The sequence below is a fragment of the Streptomyces sp. NPDC104106 genome (genome assembly GCF_055584345.1).
Window position 1 is genome coordinate 113,752 of sequence record NZ_JBVJMF010000005.1, and the last position, 18,846, is coordinate 132,597.

17 protein-coding genes are annotated in these 18,846 nt (G+C 73.2%); 9 read left to right on the forward strand and 8 right to left on the reverse strand.

Annotated elements, in window-relative coordinates:
* Positions 1-21: 21 nt before the first annotated feature.
* Entirely contained in the window at positions 22-519 is a 498-nt protein-coding gene (locus ACZ60X_RS14130) for a DUF3291 domain-containing protein (protein WP_469597707.1), read from the forward strand.
* Here ACZ60X_RS14130 and ACZ60X_RS14135 read toward each other — a convergent pair.
* Together ACZ60X_RS14135 and ACZ60X_RS14140 are read right to left on the reverse strand one after the other, a co-directional pair.
* A complete protein-coding gene (locus tag ACZ60X_RS14135; RefSeq protein ID WP_469598410.1) occupies positions 503-1,387 on the reverse strand; it encodes a hypothetical protein in 885 nt (294 codons plus the stop codon). The genes ACZ60X_RS14130 and ACZ60X_RS14135 overlap by 17 nt on opposite strands.
* Positions 1,388-1,463: 76 nt before the next feature.
* Positions 1,464-2,573, reverse strand: coding sequence for a ferritin-like domain-containing protein (locus ACZ60X_RS14140; RefSeq protein ID WP_469597710.1), 1,110 nt, complete (start codon positions 2,571-2,573; stop codon positions 1,464-1,466).
* A 122-nt stretch (positions 2,574-2,695) separates the two neighbouring features.
* Here ACZ60X_RS14140 and ACZ60X_RS14145 point away from each other — a divergent pair, with 122 nt between their 5' ends.
* The 5 genes from ACZ60X_RS14145 to ACZ60X_RS14165 all read left to right on the forward strand — a co-directional run bounded on the left by ACZ60X_RS14145 (position 2,696) and on the right by ACZ60X_RS14165 (position 7,069).
* Positions 2,696-3,634: an AurF N-oxygenase family protein gene (locus tag ACZ60X_RS14145; protein ID WP_469597712.1), complete on the forward strand. Its 939-nt coding sequence runs from the start codon at positions 2,696-2,698 to the stop codon at positions 3,632-3,634.
* Positions 3,635-4,022: 388 nt separating this feature from the next.
* The gene (locus tag ACZ60X_RS14150) at positions 4,023-4,796 is read left to right on the forward strand and encodes a type 1 glutamine amidotransferase (RefSeq protein WP_469597715.1); all 774 of its coding nucleotides are present in this window, start codon (positions 4,023-4,025) and stop codon (positions 4,794-4,796) included.
* Between the two features lie 48 nt (positions 4,797-4,844).
* Complete coding sequence (locus ACZ60X_RS14155; protein WP_469597717.1) at positions 4,845-5,495, forward strand: TetR/AcrR family transcriptional regulator; 651 nt, start codon at positions 4,845-4,847, stop codon at positions 5,493-5,495.
* Positions 5,488-5,784, forward strand: a complete 297-nt coding sequence (locus tag ACZ60X_RS14160; protein WP_469597719.1) for a hypothetical protein — start codon at positions 5,488-5,490, stop codon at positions 5,782-5,784. The genes ACZ60X_RS14155 and ACZ60X_RS14160 overlap by 8 nt, the downstream gene beginning before the upstream one ends.
* 127 nt (positions 5,785-5,911) lie before the next feature.
* The gene (locus tag ACZ60X_RS14165) at positions 5,912-7,069 is read left to right on the forward strand and encodes a C40 family peptidase (protein WP_469597722.1); all 1,158 of its coding nucleotides are present in this window, start codon (positions 5,912-5,914) and stop codon (positions 7,067-7,069) included.
* On the opposite strand, the gene ACZ60X_RS14170 is transcribed toward ACZ60X_RS14165, so the two are convergent.
* Genes ACZ60X_RS14170 through ACZ60X_RS14190 form a run of 5 tightly spaced genes read right to left on the reverse strand, consistent with a single transcriptional unit; the run spans position 7,042 to position 13,113 of the window.
* A complete protein-coding gene (locus ACZ60X_RS14170) occupies positions 7,042-8,295 on the reverse strand; it encodes a styrene monooxygenase/indole monooxygenase family protein (RefSeq protein WP_469597724.1) in 1,254 nt (417 codons plus the stop codon). The genes ACZ60X_RS14165 and ACZ60X_RS14170 overlap by 28 nt on opposite strands.
* 22 nt (positions 8,296-8,317) lie before the next feature.
* On the reverse strand, positions 8,318-8,986 hold the full coding sequence (locus ACZ60X_RS14175; protein ID WP_469597727.1) for a GTP-binding protein: 669 nt from the start codon (positions 8,984-8,986) through the stop codon (positions 8,318-8,320).
* Positions 8,967-9,386: a DUF742 domain-containing protein gene (locus tag ACZ60X_RS14180; protein ID WP_469597729.1), complete on the reverse strand. Its 420-nt coding sequence runs from the start codon at positions 9,384-9,386 to the stop codon at positions 8,967-8,969. The genes ACZ60X_RS14175 and ACZ60X_RS14180 overlap by 20 nt, the downstream gene beginning before the upstream one ends.
* Positions 9,383-9,880: a roadblock/LC7 domain-containing protein gene (locus ACZ60X_RS14185; RefSeq protein WP_469597732.1), complete on the reverse strand. Its 498-nt coding sequence runs from the start codon at positions 9,878-9,880 to the stop codon at positions 9,383-9,385. The genes ACZ60X_RS14180 and ACZ60X_RS14185 overlap by 4 nt, the downstream gene beginning before the upstream one ends.
* Positions 9,877-13,113, reverse strand: a complete 3,237-nt coding sequence (locus tag ACZ60X_RS14190) for a sensor histidine kinase (protein ID WP_469597735.1) — start codon at positions 13,111-13,113, stop codon at positions 9,877-9,879. Before ACZ60X_RS14190 ends, ACZ60X_RS14185 begins: the two co-directional genes overlap by 4 nt.
* A 385-nt stretch (positions 13,114-13,498) precedes the next feature.
* On the opposite strand from ACZ60X_RS14190, the gene ACZ60X_RS14195 reads away from it, so the two are divergent.
* Positions 13,499-14,287 (forward strand): protein phosphatase 2C domain-containing protein, encoded by a 789-nt coding sequence (locus ACZ60X_RS14195; protein ID WP_469597737.1) that lies wholly within the window; start codon positions 13,499-13,501, stop codon positions 14,285-14,287.
* Between the two features lie 169 nt (positions 14,288-14,456).
* Here the strand turns inward: ACZ60X_RS14195 and ACZ60X_RS14200 are convergent, their stop codons facing one another.
* Complete coding sequence (locus ACZ60X_RS14200; protein ID WP_469597740.1) at positions 14,457-14,948, reverse strand: MarR family winged helix-turn-helix transcriptional regulator; 492 nt, start codon at positions 14,946-14,948, stop codon at positions 14,457-14,459.
* Between the two features lie 232 nt (positions 14,949-15,180).
* Between ACZ60X_RS14200 and ACZ60X_RS14205 the strand changes: the two genes are divergently transcribed.
* Together ACZ60X_RS14205 and ACZ60X_RS14210 are read left to right on the forward strand one after the other, a co-directional pair.
* Complete coding sequence (locus ACZ60X_RS14205; protein ID WP_469597743.1) at positions 15,181-16,035, forward strand: lysozyme; 855 nt, start codon at positions 15,181-15,183, stop codon at positions 16,033-16,035.
* 152 nt (positions 16,036-16,187) lie between these two features.
* Entirely contained in the window at positions 16,188-18,791 is a 2,604-nt protein-coding gene (locus ACZ60X_RS14210; RefSeq protein WP_469597745.1) for an ATP-binding SpoIIE family protein phosphatase, read from the forward strand.
* The last annotated feature ends 55 nt before the right edge of the window (positions 18,792-18,846 follow it).

Below are 18,846 nucleotides of genomic sequence, written 5' to 3' on the forward strand. Positions count from 1 at the left end.
GCCCCGACCTACCGTTCGGTCATGACGCAGACCGCCGCGTACGAACTCGCCGAAGTCAACATCGCCCGCCTCAAGTTCCCGCTGGACTCCCCCGAGTTGAAGGACTTCGTCGACGCGCTCGACCCGGTGAACGCGACGGCGGACGCCGCGGACGGATTCGTGTGGCGGCTCGCGAGCGACTCGGGCAACGCCACCGACATCCCGGTGCTCGGCGACGAGTGGCTGATCATCAACATGTCGACCTGGCGGGACGCGGACGCGCTGACGGCGTTCATGTACCAGGGGCAGCACCGGGAGTTGCTGGCGCGGCGCCGGGAGTGGTTCGACAGGCTCCAGGAGGCGACGGCCGTGCTGTGGTGGGTGCCGGCCGGCCACCGCCCGACGGTCGCCGAGGCGGAGGACCGGCTGCTGCGGCTGCGGGCGCAGGGCCCGACGCCGTTCGCCTTCACGCTGCGGACGCGGTTCCCGGCCCCCGCGGGGACGGCGGTGGTGCGGGAGCCGGTCAGCCGATCGGCTTGACCGCCTCGGTGCGGATCCGGCGGGTCGTGCGGGCGAGTCGGGCCAGGTCCACCTCCGACGGGTCCTGCGCGAGCCGCTGCGTGTCGACCTCGGCGACCGTGGCGCCGGTGTTGCCGTCGGCCCAGGCGCACATGGGCACGGTGACCGTCGTGCCCATCTGCTGCTGCGTCGCCACTTCGCACGTGATGGTCACGCCGTCCAGCTGGTAGTCCTTCGGGGCCACGGCGACCGTGGCACCGTCCCCCTGGGCGGCGCCCTTCATCATGCTGCGCCGGGCGGCATCGGGGTTCTTGAACCTGCCGTACATGCCCGACAGCGCCAGTGTGCCCCTGGCCGCGTCACCGCCGAGGTCGTAGCTGCCGACCACCCCGTGCGTGTCCTTGGCGTCCCAGGCGCCGTCGGCCTCGTCCTCGATCTTCCTGCCCTCGGAGGCGGAGAGGTCCCGGGCCAGCTGGTAGTTCCCTTCGGGCAGGGCCAGCGTCCCGGGCAGCGTCAGCTTGTTCTTCGCCTCGGGGAAGCCGCTGCCGACCACCGCGCCGAGCAGGACGAGACCCACGACGACCAGCGTCACGACACCGCCCACGATCCCGAGGACCAGCCCGACCCGGCGCTTCCCGGTCGGCGGGGCCGGGAGCGGCGCGCCCCAGGCCGGGTAGGGCTGCGGCGGGTACGGCTGCTGGTGGGGGTAGCGCTGCTGCTCTGGGTACGGCTGCTGGGCGTAGGGCTGCTGTCGCGGATACGGCTGCGCCTGCGGATACGGCGAGCCGCACGGGCCGGGGGCGGCCGGCGGCTGACCGTACGGGGGCTGCGGGCCGTAGGGAGGCTGCTGCCCGTACGGTGGCTGCGGCTGCTGCGACGGTGGAGGCATGGACACGCCAGCACGCTACTGCACCCGGGCGACCACCCGGCCACCGCCGCCGAGCGCCCGGCCCGGCGCCCGATGCTCAGTCCTCGGCCGCGCCCGACTCCACGGCCTGCCGCACCTCCGCCACCCGCGCGTGCTCCTCGGCGGCGAAGCGCTCGGCGTCCAGTCGCTCGGCCAGTTCCTCGTCCTGGGCCATGAGCAGGTCCAGGCTGGAGTCGCCCATCTCGAACACACCCATGTCGACATAGGCCTGCTGCAGGCGCTCGCCCCACAGGCCGATGTCCTTGACGCAGGGCACGATGCGGCTGAACAGCAGCTTCCGGAAGAGCTGGAGGAACTCGGAGCGCTCGCTCAGCGCCTCCGCCTCGGCCTTGGGAATGCCGAAGTTCTCCAGGACCTCGACCCCGCGCAGCCGGTCGCGCATCAGGTAGCAGCCCTCGATGACGAACTCCTCGCGCTCGCGCAGCTCGGCGTCGGTGAGCTGCCTGTAGTAGTCCCGCAGGGCCATGCGACCGAAGGCGACGTGCCGGGCCTCGTCCTGCATGACGTACGTCAGGATCTGCTTCGGCAGCGGCTTGTCGGTGGTGTCCCGGATCATGCCGAAGGCGGCCAGCGCCAGGCCCTCGATGAGCACCTGCATGCCCAGGTACGGCATGTCCCAGCGGCTGTCGCGCAGGGTGTCGTCGAGGAGGGAGCGCAGATTGTCGTTGATCGGGTAGACGAGCCCGATCTTCTCGTGCAGGAACCGGCCGTAGATCTCGGCGTGCCGGGCCTCGTCCATGGTCTGGGTCGCGGAGTAGAACTTGGCGTCCAGGTCGGGCACCGACTCCACGATCCGCGCCGCGCAGATCATCGCGCCCTGCTCGCCGTGCAGGAACTGGCTGAACTGCCAGGAGGCGAAGTGCCGGCGCAGCTCGCCCTTGTCCTTGTCGGTCATCTTGTCCCAGTACGGGGTGCCGTACAGGGTCATGGACTCCTCGGGAGTGCCGAGCGGGTCGTACGGATCGACCTCCAGCTCCCAGTCGATGCGCCGCTGCCCGTCCCACTGCTTGTCCTTGCCCTTCTGGTACAGGGCGAGCAAGCGGTCGCGGCCGTCGTCGTACTCCCAGGTGAACCGGGCCGCGCCGCTCGCGGGCACCTGCCAGGAGGAGTCGCCGGGGTCGTTGGAGTACAGGTCATGGGTCGGCATACCTCGCAGGCTCACACGTAGACGCTGAGTCAACAAGTCGTGCGCGAGGGATTGACGGCCTTGCTGACAAGCAGTCTCATAAGATAGGACGACGTACCCCCCGGTAACGAGGTGAGGGAGCCATGACGACGCTGACGGAAGAGGACGCGCTGGACGGACTGCGCGACGCCCTCGGCCTGCTCAAGGACCGGGAACAGGTGGCCGAACGGCTGCTCGTCTCCTCCGCCAGGCACTCCTTCGACCCGGACAAGGAGCTGGACTGGGACGCGCCCTTCGAGGAGGGCAAGTGGTTCTGGCCGCCGGAGCTGGTGTCGCTGTACGACACCCCGATGTGGAAGCGGATGAGCGAGGAACAGCGGATCCTGCTCTCCCAGCACGAGGCGGCGGCGCTGGCCTCGCTCGGCATCTGGTTCGAGATCATCCTGATGCAGCTGCTGGTCCGGCACATCTACGACAAGGCGGCGACGAGCGCGCACGTCCGCTACGCGCTGACCGAGATCGAGGACGAGTGCCGGCACTCGAAGATGTTCGCCCGGCTGATCGCGCACGGCGGCACGCCCTGGTACCCGGTGAGCCGCGCCCACCAGAACCTCGGCCGCCTCTTCAAGACCGTCTCCACCACCCCCGGCTCCTTCACGGCGACGCTGCTCGGCGAGGAGGTCCTGGACTGGATGCAGCGCCTGACCTTCCCGGACGAGCGCGTCCAGCCGCTCATCCGGGGCGTCACGCGCATCCATGTCGTGGAGGAGGCCCGCCATGTCCGCTACGCCCGCGAGGAGTTGCGCCGCCAGATGGTGACCGCCCCGAAGTGGTCCCAGGAGTTCACCCGGATCACCTCCGGCGAGTTCGCCCGCGTCTTCTCGGTCGCCTTCGTCAACCCCGACGTCTACGCGAACGTCGGCCTCGACAAGCGGGAGGCCATGGCCCAGGTGAAGGCCAGCGGGCACCGCCGGGAGGTCATGCAGAGCGGCGCGAAGCGGCTGACGGACTTCCTGGACGACATCGGCGTGCTGCGGGGTGCGGGCCGGCGACTGTGGAGGTCGTCGGGACTGCTGGCCTAGGGACGGGCGCATGCGGTGACCTGCGGCGCCCGGGAGGGCTGGTCCGGCGGGCGGGGAGGGCGGCCCGAGCACCGGAGACGCCGACGCGACGGGAGCGCTGACGGCCGGGCATGCGGGCGGCCGTCGCCCGACGGGCGGAAGCAGTTGCCGAACCAGCGGTGCTGTGACTCGACCGACGCAGACGGCGACCCCACAAGCACGAGCCGACAGCACCACCCACCGAGCCGTCCCCCGCAGGCCAGGCGACGTTGTCCGATGGGCGGTGCGGGTGGTCTGAGCTGCCGGTTCGGGTCCTGGACTGGCGCGTTAGGGTGAGAGCCGTTCCGCCCGGGACCGATCTCCCGGTCCCCTCCGATCGGTTCCCCCGCCCCCTCCAGGAGACCTCCGTATGCCCACGCGTACCGTCCTGTTCCTCCAGCACGTCGAGGTGGAGAGGCCGGGTCTGATACTCGACGCCCTGGACGGCAGCGGTCTCGACGTGGACATCCGGAACCTCGTCGACCTTCCGGGCGCCTCGGCGGACGATCTGCCGCCGGTCGCGGACCTCGCGGGGCTCGTCGTGATGGGCGGTCCCATGAACGCCGACGATCTCGCCGGGCATCCGGCGCTCCGGCTGGAGCGGGAGCTGCTGGCCGAGGCGCTGCGCCGGGGCACGCCGACGCTGGGCGTGTGCCTGGGCGCCCAGCTCCTCGCCCGTGCCCAGGGCCTGGCCGTACGGACCGGTGCCGAGCTGGGGCGGGGCAGCGAGCTGGGCTGGAGCCCGCTGCGCGAGGTGGACCGCGGCGACCCGGTCGTCGGCCCGCTGGCGGACGCCCCCGCCGTATTCCACTGGCACGCTGACCGCATCGTGCCCGGCACCGGCACCCGCGTGCTGGCCCGCACCGACACCACCGAGTGCCAGGCGTTCCGCGCCGGACCGGCCGCCTGGGGCCTGCAGTTCCACCTCGAGGTCTCGCCGGACCTCCTCGACGACTGGCTCGCCGAACCCTCCTTCGTCGCCGAGGCCACGCACGCGCTCGGCGACGCGGCGGTGGACCGGCTGCGGGCCGACGCCCGCGCCGCCGCCCCGGCCCTGCGCCCGTCGGCCGAGCGGAGCCTGGCCCATCTGCGGGGTCTGTTCCAGGCCCACGCCGACCGTCGGGGCCCCTCCGACGGGTCGTGATCCGCGCACGGGCGACGGCCCGGCGACGGCGCGCGTTACCCTGCGTGCATGACCCCGGCCGCCACCCCCGCCTACCGTCGTCTGAGCGTCGAGGAGCGACGCAGCCAGCTGCTCGCCGCCGCGCTCTCGCTGTTCGCCCACCGCGCCCCCGAGGACGTGTCACTGGACGACGTGGCGGAGGCCGCCGGGGTGTCGCGGCCGCTGGTGTACCGGTACTTCCCGGGCGGCAAGCAGCAGTTGTACGAGGCCGCGCTGCGCTCGGCCGCGGAAGAGCTCCAGCAGTGCTTCGACGAGCCCCTGGCGGGTCCGTTGCTGCGCCGGCTGTCCCGGGCCCTCGACCGGTATCTGGCGTTCGTCGACGAGCACGACACCGGCTTCAGCGCACTGCTCCAGGGCGGCAGCGTGGTGGAGACCTCGCGGACGACGGCCATAGTGGACGGGGTGCGCCGGGCCGCCGCCGAGCACATCTACCGCCATCTCGACGTCGCCGATCCCGGCCCCCGGCTGCGGATGACCGTCCGGATGTGGATCACCGCCGTCGAGGCGGCCTCGCTGATCTGGCTGGACGAGGACAAGCAGCCCCCGGTCGAGGAGCTGCGCGACTGGCTGGTGGAGCAGTTCGTGGCCGTCCTCGCCGTCACCGCGGGCCGCGACCCGCAGACGGCCGCCCTCGTCGGCACGCTCGCCGAGGATGGCTGAGACTGGACGCGTGAAGAGCGAGGACACCCCCTTCGAGGGCGGCCCGATGGACGGGCGCGTGCTGCCGGTCATGCTCGGGCCGACCGGGCACCCCCCGAAGACGTACCGCATCCCCGTCCCCGACCCGGACGGCGGCCCGCCCACGGTGCTCGTCTACCGCCGGGTGCCCCGGGGCCACAGCAAGAGGCTGGGGCTGATCCAGGGGTGGAAGTACCTCTACGACCCCGACGACACCTCCGGCGGCAGGCTCCGGTGGCCCTGGTCGAAGCCGGCGGCCACGAACGAGTGACAGGCCTGGGCCGATCCGCGCACGCTCGGCGCGCGCCCCGCACAGATACATCCGATTATCGCGGTGCCATGGGAGGCGACCAGCCCGCCCGCCGGGATCCCCTGCCCGCACCCGAGGTGATGATGCCGTGTCAGGAGTGCTGCTGCGCCTCGTCTGTACGGCGGCGGTGGCGGCCCAGGCCGTCCTCGCACCCGTGCCCGCCCTGGCCGCGCCGGCCGGCCCGGCCGATCCGGCGCCCCAGCAGTCCGCGCCCCAGCCGCCCGGACCTCAGCCGTCCGGATCCCAGCCGCCCGGACCCCAGCCGTCCGCGTCCCAGTCGCCCGGACCCCAGCGGTCCGTGTCCCAGCTGCTGACGGATCTGCAACAGCTGTACCGGCAGGCGGAGCAGGCCACCGAGGCCTACAACGCCACGGCCGGGAAGCTGAAGCGGCAGCAGGCCGAGGTGTCCCGGCTGGACGGCCAACTGGCCCGTGTGCGCCTGGCGTTGCAGGACAGCCGGACCGACGCGGGGCGGCTGGCCCGGCAGCAGTACCAGAACAGCGGCGGCCTCGGGCCGTACGTCCGCCTGCTGCTCGCGCCCGACCCCCAGCACGCGCTGGACGAGGGCCACGTCATCGGTGAGCTGGCACGCCAACGGGCCCGGACCGTCTCCCGGCTGACCGGCGCGGAGCAGCAGAAGGACGCCCTGGCCCGCGCCGCCCGCGCGGCCCTCGACACCCAGCTCACGCTCGCGGACCAGCAGAAGAGGCAGCGTGACGAGGTCCGGGCGAAGCTGGCCGACGTCGAACGCCTGCTGGCCGGGCTCACCCCGGCCCAGCTGGCCGCGGTCGCCGCGCTGGAACGGCAGGGGGTCACCGCGGCCCAGTCCAAGCTCACCACCGCGGGCGCCCTGCCCACGGACCGCGCCGCCTCCCCCGCCGGGGACCGCGCGGTCCGCTACGCCATGGCGCAGGTGGGCAAGCCCTACGAGTGGGGCGCGGAGGGCCCCGACTCCTACGACTGCTCGGGCCTCACCGCGCGGGCCTGGGAGCACGCGGGCACGCCGATCCCGCGCACCAGCCAGGAGCAGTGGGAGCGGCTGAAGCGGATCCCGCTCGGCGAGCTGCGCCCCGGTGACCTCGTGGTCTACTTCCCCGACGCGACCCACGTGGCGATGTACGCCGGGCACGGCGAGGTCGTCCAGGCACCGAGGCCGGGAGCGGCGGTGACGGTGTCACCCCTGGCCTCGTACCCGGTCCTCGGTGCCGTGCGGCCGGATCAGGCTCCGGCCACCGACGCCAGGTAGGCCTGCGTCTTGTCCGGCTCGTAGAAGAAGTTCTCGAAGTCCGCCGGGTCGTTGAAGGCGTTGGCGAAGCGGTCGGCGACGGGCTGGAGCTGGCCGGCGGCGCCGATGAGGTTCAGGATGTGCTCCGGCGGCGGCGCGAGCATCGCGTTGGTCCACTTGGTGACGTGCTGCGCGGTGTTCCAGTAGCGGTCGAACGTCGCCTGCATCCAGGCCTCGTCGAACTCCTTGTCCCCGTGTTCGAGGATCGAGGCGAGGTAGGCGGCGGCGCACTTGGACGCCGAGTTGGAGCCCTGGCCGGTGATCGGGTCGTTCGCGACGACCACGTCGGCCACGCCGAGGACCAGGCCGCCGCCGGGGAGGCGGCCGATCGGGTTGCGGACGGTGGGTGCGTAGCGGCCGGCCAGCGTGCCGCCCGCGTCGGTCAGTTCGACCTTGGTCGCGCGCGCGTACTCCCAGGGCGTGAACGTCTCCATGAGTTCCAGGGTCAGGGAGAGGTGCTCCGCCGGGTCCTTGACGCCCTTGAAGACGTCCAGCGGCCCGCCCGGTATGCCCTCCCAGAACAGGATGTCCGCGCGCCCGGAGGTGGTGAGCGTCGGCATCACGAACAGCTCGCCGACGCCCGGCACCAGGTTGCAGCGCACGGCGTCGAACTCCGGGTGCTCCGGGCGCGGGCCCAGCCCGTGGACGTACGCCACGGCCAGCGCGCGCTGCGGCTCGCTGTACGGGGAGCGGGAGGCGTCGCGGCCGAACATCTGGACCAGCTCGCCCTTGCCGGCCGAGACCAGGACGAGGTCGTAGGTCCGGGCGAAGTAGTCGAGGTCGCCGACCGCCGCGCCGTGGATGACCAGCTGGCCGCCGCGCTGCGCGAAGGTCTCCATCCAGCCGGCCATCTTCACCCGCTGGTCGACCGACTGCGCGTACCCGTCCAGCCTGCCCACCCAGTCGATGGCCCGCTGGGTGGGGCCCGGGTCGTGCGAGCCGGGGGCCGCGACCGAGACGCCGAGTCCCTCGATCTTCGGGGCCTGGGACTCCCAGAAGTTCAACTGGAGATCGCGCTCGTGCTGCAGTGCCGTGTGGAACATGCACTGTGTCGACATGACCCGGCCGGTGCGGATCTCGTCCGCGGTCCGGTTCGACATCAGGGTGACCTCATAGCCGTGCGACTGGAGGCCGAGGGCGAGCTGGAGGCCGGACTGGCCGGCTCCGACGACGAGTATCTTCCGCATGCGGGTGAGGACTCCTTCGGGACTACTCGGGGGTTTCGTCCAGCGCGTGGCCGACCAGGGCCAGGAGGATCTCGATGACCGAAATTCGACGCCGCGCATCCATGATCATGACAGGGATGTGCGCGGGTATCGTCAGCGCCTCCCGCACGTCCTCCGGCTCGAACCGCTCGCTGCCGTCGAAGTGGTTGACCGCGACGACGTACGGCAGCCCGCAGCTCTCGAAGTAGTCCAGTGCCGGGAAACAGTCCTTCAGGCGCCGGGTGTCGGCCATGACGACGGCGCCGATCGCGCCCCGCACCAGGTCGTCCCACATGAACCAGAACCGCTGCTGGCCCGGCGTGCCGAACAGGTAGAGCACCAGGTCGTCGTCGAGCGTGATGCGGCCGAAGTCCATGGCCACGGTGGTCGTGACCTTGTCCGGCGTGGCGGTGAGGTCGTCGGTCTCCTCGCTCGCCTCGGTCATCAGCGCCTCGGTCTGCAGCGGCGTGATCTCAGAAACGGAGGTGACCAGTGTGGTCTTGCCGACGCCGAAGCCCCCGGCCACCACGATCTTGGTGGCGATGGGGGCCCGCGTACGGTCGGTCTGCCAGGCCTTCAGGTCCTCGTCGGGCTCGGTGAAACCGGCGACGAGCGGGGGCCTTCCGACCGCGGAGGCCGCGGAGGCCGCGGCGTCAGAGACGACGGAGTCCACCAAGCACCCTTTCCAGCAGAGCGCGGTCCGGACGGCCGGTGCCGTGACCGGTTCCGGTGCCGTACACACGGATCTTTCCCTGGTCCGCGAGGTCGCTGAGCAGGACGCGGACCACGCCGAGCGGCATCTTCAGCAGCGCGGCGATCTCGGCCACCGTGCGCATACGGCGGCACAGTTCGACGATGGCCCGCATCTCCGGCATGACCCGGGTGACGAGGGAACCGTTCGTCAGTTCCTTGCGCTCCTCCGGAGCCTCCAGCGCGGCGGTGCTGGCGACGAACGTCTCCACGAGGAGGACGTGGCCGAAACGGGTACGGCCGCCGGTGAGCGAGTAGGGGCGGACGCGGGCGGGTTTGCGGTCGCCGCCGCGCACGGGGAGTTTCTTCGGGGTGCCGCTCATCGGGTGCTCCCCGTCGACTCGGCTTCCAGGGACTTGCGCAGCTCGCTGCGGAGTTCGGGGGTCAGGACGTGGCCGGCGCGGCCGACGAAGAGGGCCATGTGGTACGCCACCACGCTCATGTCGCAGTCGGCGGAACCGTGCACGCCGAGCAGCGAGCCGTCGCTGATGGACATCACGAACAGGCTGCCCTCCTCCATGGCGACCATCGTGTGCCTGACCCCGCCGAACTGCATCAGCTTGGCGGCGCCGACGGTGAGGCTGCCGATGCCGGAGACGATGGTGGCGAGGTCGGCGGAGGAGCCGCGGGGCCCTTTCGCCGGGCGGTTCTGGCGGGACTGCTCGGTCTGGCCCGGGTCGGACGAGAGCAGGAGCAGACCGTCCGAGGAGACCACGGCGACGGATTCGATGCCGGGTACTTCGTCCACCAGGTTGGTCAGCAGCCAGTGCAGGTTGCGGGCTTCACTGCTCAGACCATAGGTACTGGGCGCGGTCAACTGCTTGCCTCCTCGGCTGTGCCCCCCGTTGCTTCTTCGGCGTGTGCGTAAGCGGTCGGCCGGCGGTGGCCGGCGGTCTGTTCCTCGATCTCCTGCGCCACGGCGCGGTAGCCGGCCTGGGCGCCGCTGCGGAAGCCGCCGAGTCTGCGGCGCAGGGCGTCGGCGTCGACCGTGCCGGTCCGCTGGCGCGGGGCCTGGGCGGGGGCGGTGATCCTGGGGGTGCGCTTGGGCAGACCCTTGGCGGTGACCGCCTCGGCTTCGCCTTCGGCGCGCTCGGTGCCATCCGCAGCGTGCGTGCGGGTCTCGTCCTCGGGCGCGGGTGCCCCCTGCGGAGCGCGCCCGCCACCGGCGGCCACCGGGCCCGTGGGCGGGCCTGACTGCGCCGGGGCGGTGGGGGTGGTGAGCGTGTGCGGGCCCGCTGGGGCTTGCGGGGCCGGGGCCGGTGCGCCGGTGGCCGGTGCCTCCGGCTCGCGCGCCGGCAGGCCGGTGGCCGTGGCGTGCGGGTCGGCTGCCGGGCCGCTGTGGAACGCCGGGTCCGGGCCGTCGGAGTGCGGGTGCTGCGCGACGTCCGGCAGCAGCAGCTCCATCGTCGTCTCGGCGAAGGTCTCCGCCGGGGCCTTCGGGCGCGTTTCCGTGTGCCGGCCGGCGGACGGCTCGGCCTGCTGGTGTACGGCGGTGTCTTCGGGCTCGCCGTGCTCGGCGGCCCCGGTGGACTCCCCGAACTCCCGGTGCTCAGCGGGCCCGGCGGACTCCCCGTACTCCCCACGCGCACCAGAGCCGGCGACCTCCCGGTACCGCCAGTGCTCACCAGACCCGGCGGACTCCCCGTACTCGCCGTGCTCAGCGGGCCCGGCGGACTCCCCGTACTCCCCACGCGCACCAGAGCCGGCGGCCTCCCGGTACTGCCGGTGCTCACCAGACCCGGCGGATTCGCCGTGCTCCCCGTGCTCACCGGGCCCGGTGGCTTCGCCGGACGGGGCGGCCAAGGCCTCCTCGGCCCGGACGGCTTCCTCCGCGAGGGCCACCAGGGGGTCGGTGTTCTTGGGCCGCCCGTGCAGGACGTTGGAGTTGGCCTCGGCGTCGGCGCCCGGCAGGGAGAAGGTGCCGGTGCCGCTCATGGAGGCGGTCTGCGGGGGCAGGGCAGTGGGCGGCGCCTCCGCCAGGAGGGTGGCGGGGAGGACCACGACCGCCGCGATGCCCCCCTGCTTCTGCTCGCGCAGCTGCACGCGGACACCGTGCCGGTGCGCGAGGCGGGCGACGACGTACAGGCCGAGGCCGAGCCCGGTCTCGCCCTGGGTGTCGTAGTGGGACTCGGGGTCGAAGTCCGCCAGGCGGCCGTTGAGCTGGTCGAGGCGGTCGCCCGCCATACCGATGCCCTCGTCCTGGACGGAGAGCATCACCTCACCGGACTCCAGCAGCCAGCCGGAGACCTCGACCGGGAGGTCCGGAGGGGAGAACGACGTGGCGTTCTCCATCAGCTCGGCCAGGAGGTGGGAGAGGTCGTCGGCGGCGAAGCCGGCCACGTGCGCGTGCGGGGGCAGCGCGGCGATGCGGACGCGTTCGTAGCGTTCGATCTCGCTGACCGCGGCGCGGACGACGTCGACCAGCGGGACCGGGCCGTGGTGCTGCTGGACGTGCTCGGTGCCGGCGAGGACGAGGAGGTTCTCGCTGTGCCGGCGCATGACCGTGGCGAAGTGGTCCAGCTTGAAGAGCGTGGCGAGGCGGTCGGGGTCCTGCTCGCGCTCCTCCAGGCCCTCGATGACGGCGAGCTGGCGCTCGACCAGGCCGAGGGTGCGCAGGGCGAGGTTGACGAAGGTGCCGCCGATGCTGCCGCGCAGCCGCTTCAGCTGGGCGGCGGACTCGGCGAGTTCGGCACGCAGCTCCTCGCGGGCGTCGGCCATCTTCTGGCGCTGGCCGACCAGGTGCTTGCGGTCCGTCTCCAGCGTGGCCACGCGCTCGTGCAGGGCCGCGGCGTGCGCGTGCAGGGCGTTGACCGAGCGGACGACCTGGGCGAACTCGTCGTTGCGGCCGGTGAAGGCGATCGGCTCCTGCGCCACCGGGTCCTCCGCCTGCGCCAGGCGGGCCGAGCCGCGGCGCAGCACGGACAGCGGACGGGTCAGGGTGCGGGCCATGGCCGTGGCGATGCCGACCGCGACCAGCATCAGGGCGCCCAGCACGGCGACGCGGATCTCCAGCGCCGTGACGTCGTCGTCCCGGAGCTTCGCCAGGTCCTTGGTGCGGTGGTCGTAGAGGGCCGACTCGGCGCCGCGCATCAGGTCGACCCGGGCGGACAAGGCCGCGTCCAGCTTCTTGGTGCTGGTGGACAGCTCGCTGTCGGTGAGGGTGGGCTGGGCGGTGAGCGTGGCCAGGTACTTCTCCGCCGAGTTCACCTCGGAGCCGGTGACCGTGGAGTCGTAGGAGTCGACGGCGGAGCGCGGGGCGGTCTCCCGGAAGTCGGCGAGGGCGGCGTCGGAGCGCAGCCGGGCCTGCTGGGCCGCGGCGGTGAGGCCGTCGCGCAGCTTCCTGTCGGCCTCCGTGGCGGTGGAGGCCGTGACGGGCAGGCCGGTGACGGGGCTGATCACGGTCCGGGTGGTGCCCGGCACGTTCAGCGCGGCCAGCAGCAGGCCGCGGGCGGCGGCGGACTGCTGGACGGCGGTGTCGAGTTCGGCGAGCGCGTGGGCGCCGGAGCCGGCCCGCGGGGGCGACTGCTCGGCCAGCTGCTCGGCGACCTGGTGCAGCGCGGCGATCGTGTCCGAGTAGGCCTTGTGTGCCTCCAGCGCCGTGGACCTGCCGGTGAGCGCGGACTGGCGCACGGCGGCGATGCCGTCGAGTTCGCCGCGCAGGCCCGCCGGGATGCCCGGGTCGGCGCGCAGGTCCTCGACCTGCCGGTCGACGCGGGCGCTGCGGTCCTCGGAGGGGGCCTTGGACTTGACCCGCCCGGCCGCGACGTAGGTGGTGACCTCGTCGCGCTCGTCGGCCAGCGAGTGGGCGAGCGCGAGCGCGTCCTCGGTGCCGGCGGCCAGCGTCACCAGGTTCTGGGAGTCGCTGACGTCCTCGGAGGCGGTCAGCAGGGCGGGCGCCCCGGCGCCGGCGATGGCGGCGGCCACCACGGCGACGGCGACGATCAGCCGGGTGCGCACATGAGTGGGGCGGCCGGTACCCACGGGGGTCTGCTGGGCGGTCCCCACGGGGTCCGTCTGCCTGCCTGTGCGCCGAGGCCGCTTTTTCTGCACCGGTGCTCGCACTCCTGAACTCGACTACCTAGGGGCCCGGGTGGCGCCCCGTCATCTCGGTGCCAAGTGGTGCGTACACCCGGTTCGTACGGTTTCCGACCCTCCCAGCGCCGGTGGGCGGGGGTCGTGCATCACCTGACCCGCCACCCGAAGGAGTGAACATCGGAGGGGAGTTGGCGGGCAAGTTCCCATGGCGTGTGCACGACTGCTGCGGGGCACGCCGGTTGGACGCGCGCGGCATGCTTTGGCAGTATTCGCCACCCACCCCTTCCCGGAATGGCCCATTCCCGCGCAAACCAGGCGTCTGACCTGCGCGGTCGTATCAATTCGCGGCCGCTTGCCAGCCTTTGGCGAATGCTGTGAAGGCCTCGTGCAGACTGACTGGATGCGATCTGATCTCGTTTCGGAGCCCGGCGACCCGAACCGCCCCAACGAGGACTTCGCCGGTGTCGGACTACCCGCCTGCGGGCAGGGCGGTTGCGTGATCGTCCTGGACGGGGTGACACCGCCGAGAGGGGAGACGGGGTGTCTGCATTCCGTCCCCTGGTTCACGGCCCGGCTCGGCGGCGCGCTGACCGAACTGACCGTTTCGGGGCGAGATCTGACGCTCCCGGAGATTCTCTCGCGGGCGATCGCGCGCACGGCCGAGGCCCACGCGGACACCTGTGAGCTTTCTCACCCGCGCACGCCTCAGGCAACGGTGGCACTGGCCCGCTGGTCCGCCGACGCGGTCGAGTACCTGGTGCTGTCCGACTCCGCGCTGCTCCTGCGGGCCCCCGACGGGACGGTCACGCCGGTGCTGGACGACCGCCTCGCCCGGCTCCCGCGCTCCGCGCTCGCCACCGACGCCCTGGTGGACGCCACCCTGCGCAACAAGGAGGGCGGCTTCTTCACGGCCGCCGCCGATCCGGCGGTGGCCACCCGCGCGGTCACCGGCCTCGCGCCCCGCCGCGAGGTCCGGGCACTGGCCGCGCTGACGGACGGGGCGACCCGCTGGACGGAGAAGTTCCGCGAGGGCGACTGGGCGGCCCTGTTCGACGTGGTCGAGAAGGAGGGCGCCCGGTCGCTGGTGGACCGGGTGCGGGAGCTGGAGGCGGCGGACGGCGAGGCGCGGACCTTCCTGGGGCGGGGCAAGACGCACGACGACGCGACGGTGGTGTACGTCGAGCTGTGAGCCGTGCGCCGTCACGGCCCGAGCCCTGCCCGGGGACGCCGAGGGGCGATCCGGCCCGCTCCCCCGTGCGGCCGTGACGTGCCCCATCCGGCCGTGGCACAGCCCTCACGACGGCGGCGACGCGCTTCGTTAGGCCGTGCCCGCACGCCGGACGGCATGCGGGCACGGCCTACTTCTCCATGACGCCGTTCAGCTGGTGCAGCAGCCGGGCCAGCTCGGCGACCTCGTGGCGGTCCCAGTGGGCGAGCTGGCTGACGTAGCGGGCGCGGCGGGCCTCGCGGACCTTGCCGACCCGGCCGCGGCCCTCGTCGGTCAGGGTGACGAGCCAGGCGCGGCCGTCGGCCGGGTCCGGTTCGCGGGCGATCAGCCCCAGCTCCTCCAGGGCGCGCAGCTGGCGCGACATGGTGGCCTTGCCGACACCGATGTAGGCGGCGAGTGCCGTGGCCCGCTGGCCGCCGCACTCGTCGAGCCGGATGAGCAGCCCGTACGCGGAGGACTCCAGGTCGGGATGGACCTCGCGGGCCATCTCGCCCTGGTTGGCCCGGGCGCGCCGCAGGAGCACGGTCAACTCCCGCTCCAACGCCAGGAACTCCTGGTCTGCGCCACTGGGCGTCATCTGTCCGGCGGCGCGATGTGCGCCGTCGTTTCCGTGCTCGTGCACGTCAGCACCCCTGCTCGGTTTCGCGATTCTGAAAGTTTCTGCCAAACGTGGTCATTGCCGCAGCTCCCTCAGTATTTCGCAGGCGTAGACCAACGGCGGCGCCCGGACCCCCTTCCCAGGCTGTCATCTACGTGCGTAGCTTCTTTACCAGGCAATGAATGGCATGCCCACGCCAGTGGGACGACCCCCCACCTGTCTGTCGCTCCCCCACCTCGTTCTCCGGAGGCACGTCATGCCCGTGCACAGACCCGGCTCCGTCCGCCCCGCCCCCCACACCTCGCACTCCCTGCGTCCGCGCGTCCTCGCCGTCCTCGTGACGGCCCTGCTCACGGCGCTCTCCCTCACCCTTCCCCTCACCTCCGCCCAGGCCGCCACGAAGCCCGCACGAGGCAGCGCCCACATGGGCATGGGGGTCCTCGCCCACGACGGCCACGGCGGCACGCCCGCCGCCACCGCCGTCACCCAGACCGAGGGCGTGGACGTCGCCGCCTACCAGGGCAACGTCGCCTGGTCGACCCTGTGGAACAGCGGGGTGCGCTGGGCGTACACGAAGGCCACGGAAGGCACGTACTACACGAACCCGTACTTCGCGCAGCAGTACAACGGCTCGTACGGCACCGGCATGATCCGCGGCGCCTACCACTTCGCGACCCCGGACACCACCAGCGGCGCCGCCCAGGCGAGCTACTTCGTCGGCCACGGCGGCGGCTGGTCCAAGGACGGCAAGACGCTGCCGGGCGCCCTCGACATCGAGTGGAACCCGTACGGCGCCGAGTGCTACGGCAAGTCGGCGAGCGCGATGGTCGGCTGGATCGCCGACTTCCTGACCACCTACAAGTCCCTGACCGGCCGGGACGCCGTGATCTACACGGCCACCAGCTGGTGGAGCGACTGCACCGGGAACTACGGCGGCTTCGCGGCGAACAACCCCCTGTGGATCGCCCGCTACGCCTCGGACCCGGGCACGCTGCCGGCCGGCTGGTCGTACTACACGATGTGGCAGTACACCTCCTCCGGCCCGACCGTCGGCGACCACGACAAGTTCAACGGCGCCCTGGACCGGGTGCAGGCGCTGGCCAACGGCTGAGCCGGTCCGGCCGGGCCGGCGGTGCCCTCTGCGTGGCCCCTGCCGCTCGTGCGCGGGGGCCACCGCGCTGCCGGGGGCTGCGTTGGTGCTCGGCGCCGCCCCGGACGATGCTGGTCGTGGAGGGCCTGCTGAGCAAGGCGAGATGAGCGACGATGGAGCGACAGGAGCGCCGGGCGACCTACACGGCCACGGCCACCATCGATGAGCAGGGCATTCTCACGAGCTGGAGCGACGGCGCGCGCCGCCTGCTCGGTTACGACTCCCCCGCCGTCGTCGGCCGCCCCGCCACCGCCCTGCTCGCCTCCGACGGCGAGGCCGCCCGCCGGGTCCTGGCGGGCCGGCAGCGCTGGAACGGCACCGTGCCGCTGCGCCACCGCGACGGCCGGCTCCTGGAGCTGGGCGTGCTGGCGCACCGCCGCACCTCGCGGACCGGTGCCACCGACTGGCTCGTGGTGAGCGCCGTACCGGCCCGCGCGCAGCCGCCGCGGGGCGAGCCGCTGGAGGAGTGGACGTTTCTCCAGTCGCCGTACCCGCTGGCCATCTTCGACGCCGAGTTGCGCCTGGTGCGCGTCAACCGCCGGATGGAGCGCGCCCTCGCGCTGCCCGAGGCGGCGGTGCGCGGGCTGCGGCTGCCGCTCATCGTGCCCGGCGCCGAGAGCGAGGAGGCCGACCGGTCGATGCGGCGTGCGCTGGAGTCGGGCCGGCCGCAGGAGATCAGGGCGCGGCTCGGCGCGGAGCTGGGCGGCAGCGCCGTGTTCACTCCGCTGAAGGACGCCGACGGCCGGGTGCGGGCGGTCAGCCTGTCCGTCCGCCAGCCCGCCGACCAGGGCTCCGCCGGCATGCCGGGCGCGGCGCCCACCGGCTCCTTCGACGCGGAAGAGGAACAGGACCGCGCCGCCCGGAACCTCGCCGAACTCACCGTCCCCGAGCTGGCCGACGCCATGACGGTCGACCTGCTCGACGCCCTGCCGGAGGGAACGGAGGGGATGGTGGAGGCGGAGGGGACGGAGGGCGGCGGGGGGATCGAGGATGCCGGGGCCGGCGGGGCCGGCGGCAGGGCCACGGCCGAGGGAGGCGCCGGAGGCGGAACGAGCGGGGCGGAGGACGAGCGGGCCGGCACATGGGCCGAGAGGGTCGTCCCGCGCACCGCCGGGCCCCTCCTCCTGCGCCGCGCCGTGCTGCGTGCCGTACCGAGCGGCGGGCGGCCCCACCCGGGCGCCGACGCAGGCGCCGGCACCTGGGGCCACGCCTCCGCCTCTGCTTCCGCCGGGGCCGATGCCGAGGGCGGAGCCGGGGCCGGGGAGGCGGTGGTGTGTGGGCCGGAGTCGCCGGCCGGGCGCTGTCTGGTGGCGGGGCGGGCCCTGCTGTTCGACACGCGGGAGCCGGCCGTCGCCGAGTGGGCGGCGCTGGACCCGGGCGCGGCCTGGCTGCGGGCGGCCGGGGCGGGCGCGCTGCTCGCGGTGCCGCTGCTCGCCCAGGGCGACGCCGTCGGCGTGGCCCTCTTCGCCCGGCGGCGCGAGCGCGGGCCGTTCGGGGCGGAGGAGCTGCGGCGGGCGCAGGAACTCGCCGACCGGGCGGCCGCGGCCCTGCGGCGGGCGCGCGACCACGCCCGCGCCCATGCGCACGCCCGGGCCCGGACCACCACGATGGCCCTGCAGCGCAGCCTGCTTCCGCACACCCTGCCCGAGCAGGCGGCCCTGGAGATCGCCACCCGCTATGTGCCCGCCGCCACCCGGGCCGGGGTCGGCGGCGACTGGTTCGACGTGATCCCGCTGTCCGGGGCCCGCGTCGCGCTGGTCGTCGGCGACGTCGTCGGACACGGCATCCGCGCCTCGGCGACCATGGGCCGGCTGCGCACCGCCGTCCGCACCCTGGCCGACGTCGACCTGCCGCCCGACGAACTGCTCACCCACCTCGACGACCTGGTCCTGCGGCTCGCCGCCGACGAGAGCGGCGAGGACACCTCCGACGACACGCCCGGCGGCATCGGCACGACCTGCCTGTACGCGGTCTACGACCCGGTCTCGCGCCGGTGCTCCCTGGCCCGCGCCGGGCACCCGCCGCCCGCCGTCGTCGCTCCGGACGGCGCCGTCCGGTTCCTCGACGTACCGGCCGGACCGCCGCTCGGGCTGGGCGGGCTGCCCTTCGAGGCCGCCGAGACGGAACTGCCCGAGGGCAGCCTGCTCGCCCTCTACACCGACGGACTGTTCGAGGCCCGCGAGCACGACATCGACGAGGCACTGGACAGGATGTTCGTCGCGCTCGCCCGGCCCGCCCGGTCGCTGGACGCGATCTGCGACCACGTGCTCACCGCGCTGCTGACCCAACGCCCCGACGACGACATCGCCCTCCTCGTCGCCCGCACCCGCGCGCTGCACGGGGACCGGGTGGCCGCCTGGGAGCTGGCGGACGAACCCGCCATGGTCGCCCGCGCCCGCCGCCTCACCGACGAGCAGCTGTCCACGTGGGGCCTGACGGAGGCCGCGTTCACCACCGAGCTGATGGTCAGCGAGCTGGTCACCAACGCCATCCGCTACGGCCGCCCGCCCATCCAGCTCCGGCTGATCCACCAGGACGCCACGCTGATCTGCGAGGTGTACGACGCCGGCGGCACCACCCCGCACATGCGCCGCGCCCGCATCTTCGACGAGGGCGGCCGGGGTCTGCTGCTGGTCGCCCAGCTCGCCGAGCGCTGGGGCACCCGGCACGACCGGGTCGGCAAGACGGTGTGGGCGGAACAGTCGCTCCTCCCCTGAGCGGCCCGGCCGGCCCGGATCCTCGCGGGCCGCCCCGGAAGGCGTCCACGGCGAG

What these genes read in the sequence shown, in the direction of transcription:
- ACZ60X_RS14140 (WP_469597710.1), bottom strand. Translation starts at nt 2,573, where the DNA reads ATGCCGACCCATGACCTGTACTCCAACGACCCCGGCGACTCCTCCTGG.
- ACZ60X_RS14160 (WP_469597719.1), top strand. Translation starts at nt 5,488, where the DNA reads ATGGCTGAGACTGGACGCGTGAAGAGCGAGGACACCCCCTTCGAGGGC.
- ACZ60X_RS14145 (WP_469597712.1), top strand. Translation starts at nt 2,696, where the DNA reads ATGACGACGCTGACGGAAGAGGACGCGCTGGACGGACTGCGCGACGCC.
- ACZ60X_RS14170 (WP_469597724.1), bottom strand. Translation starts at nt 8,295, where the DNA reads ATGCGGAAGATACTCGTCGTCGGAGCCGGCCAGTCCGGCCTCCAGCTC.
- ACZ60X_RS14205 (WP_469597743.1), top strand. Translation starts at nt 15,181, where the DNA reads ATGCCCGTGCACAGACCCGGCTCCGTCCGCCCCGCCCCCCACACCTCG.
- ACZ60X_RS14135 (WP_469598410.1), bottom strand. Translation starts at nt 1,387, where the DNA reads ATGCCTCCACCGTCGCAGCAGCCGCAGCCACCGTACGGGCAGCAGCCT.
- ACZ60X_RS14155 (WP_469597717.1), top strand. Translation starts at nt 4,845, where the DNA reads ATGACCCCGGCCGCCACCCCCGCCTACCGTCGTCTGAGCGTCGAGGAG.
- ACZ60X_RS14180 (WP_469597729.1), bottom strand. Translation starts at nt 9,386, where the DNA reads ATGAGCGGCACCCCGAAGAAACTCCCCGTGCGCGGCGGCGACCGCAAA.
- ACZ60X_RS14130 (WP_469597707.1), top strand. Translation starts at nt 22, where the DNA reads ATGACGCAGACCGCCGCGTACGAACTCGCCGAAGTCAACATCGCCCGC.
- ACZ60X_RS14195 (WP_469597737.1), top strand. Translation starts at nt 13,499, where the DNA reads ATGCGATCTGATCTCGTTTCGGAGCCCGGCGACCCGAACCGCCCCAAC.
- ACZ60X_RS14150 (WP_469597715.1), top strand. Translation starts at nt 4,023, where the DNA reads ATGCCCACGCGTACCGTCCTGTTCCTCCAGCACGTCGAGGTGGAGAGG.
- ACZ60X_RS14210 (WP_469597745.1), top strand. Translation starts at nt 16,188, where the DNA reads ATGGAGCGACAGGAGCGCCGGGCGACCTACACGGCCACGGCCACCATC.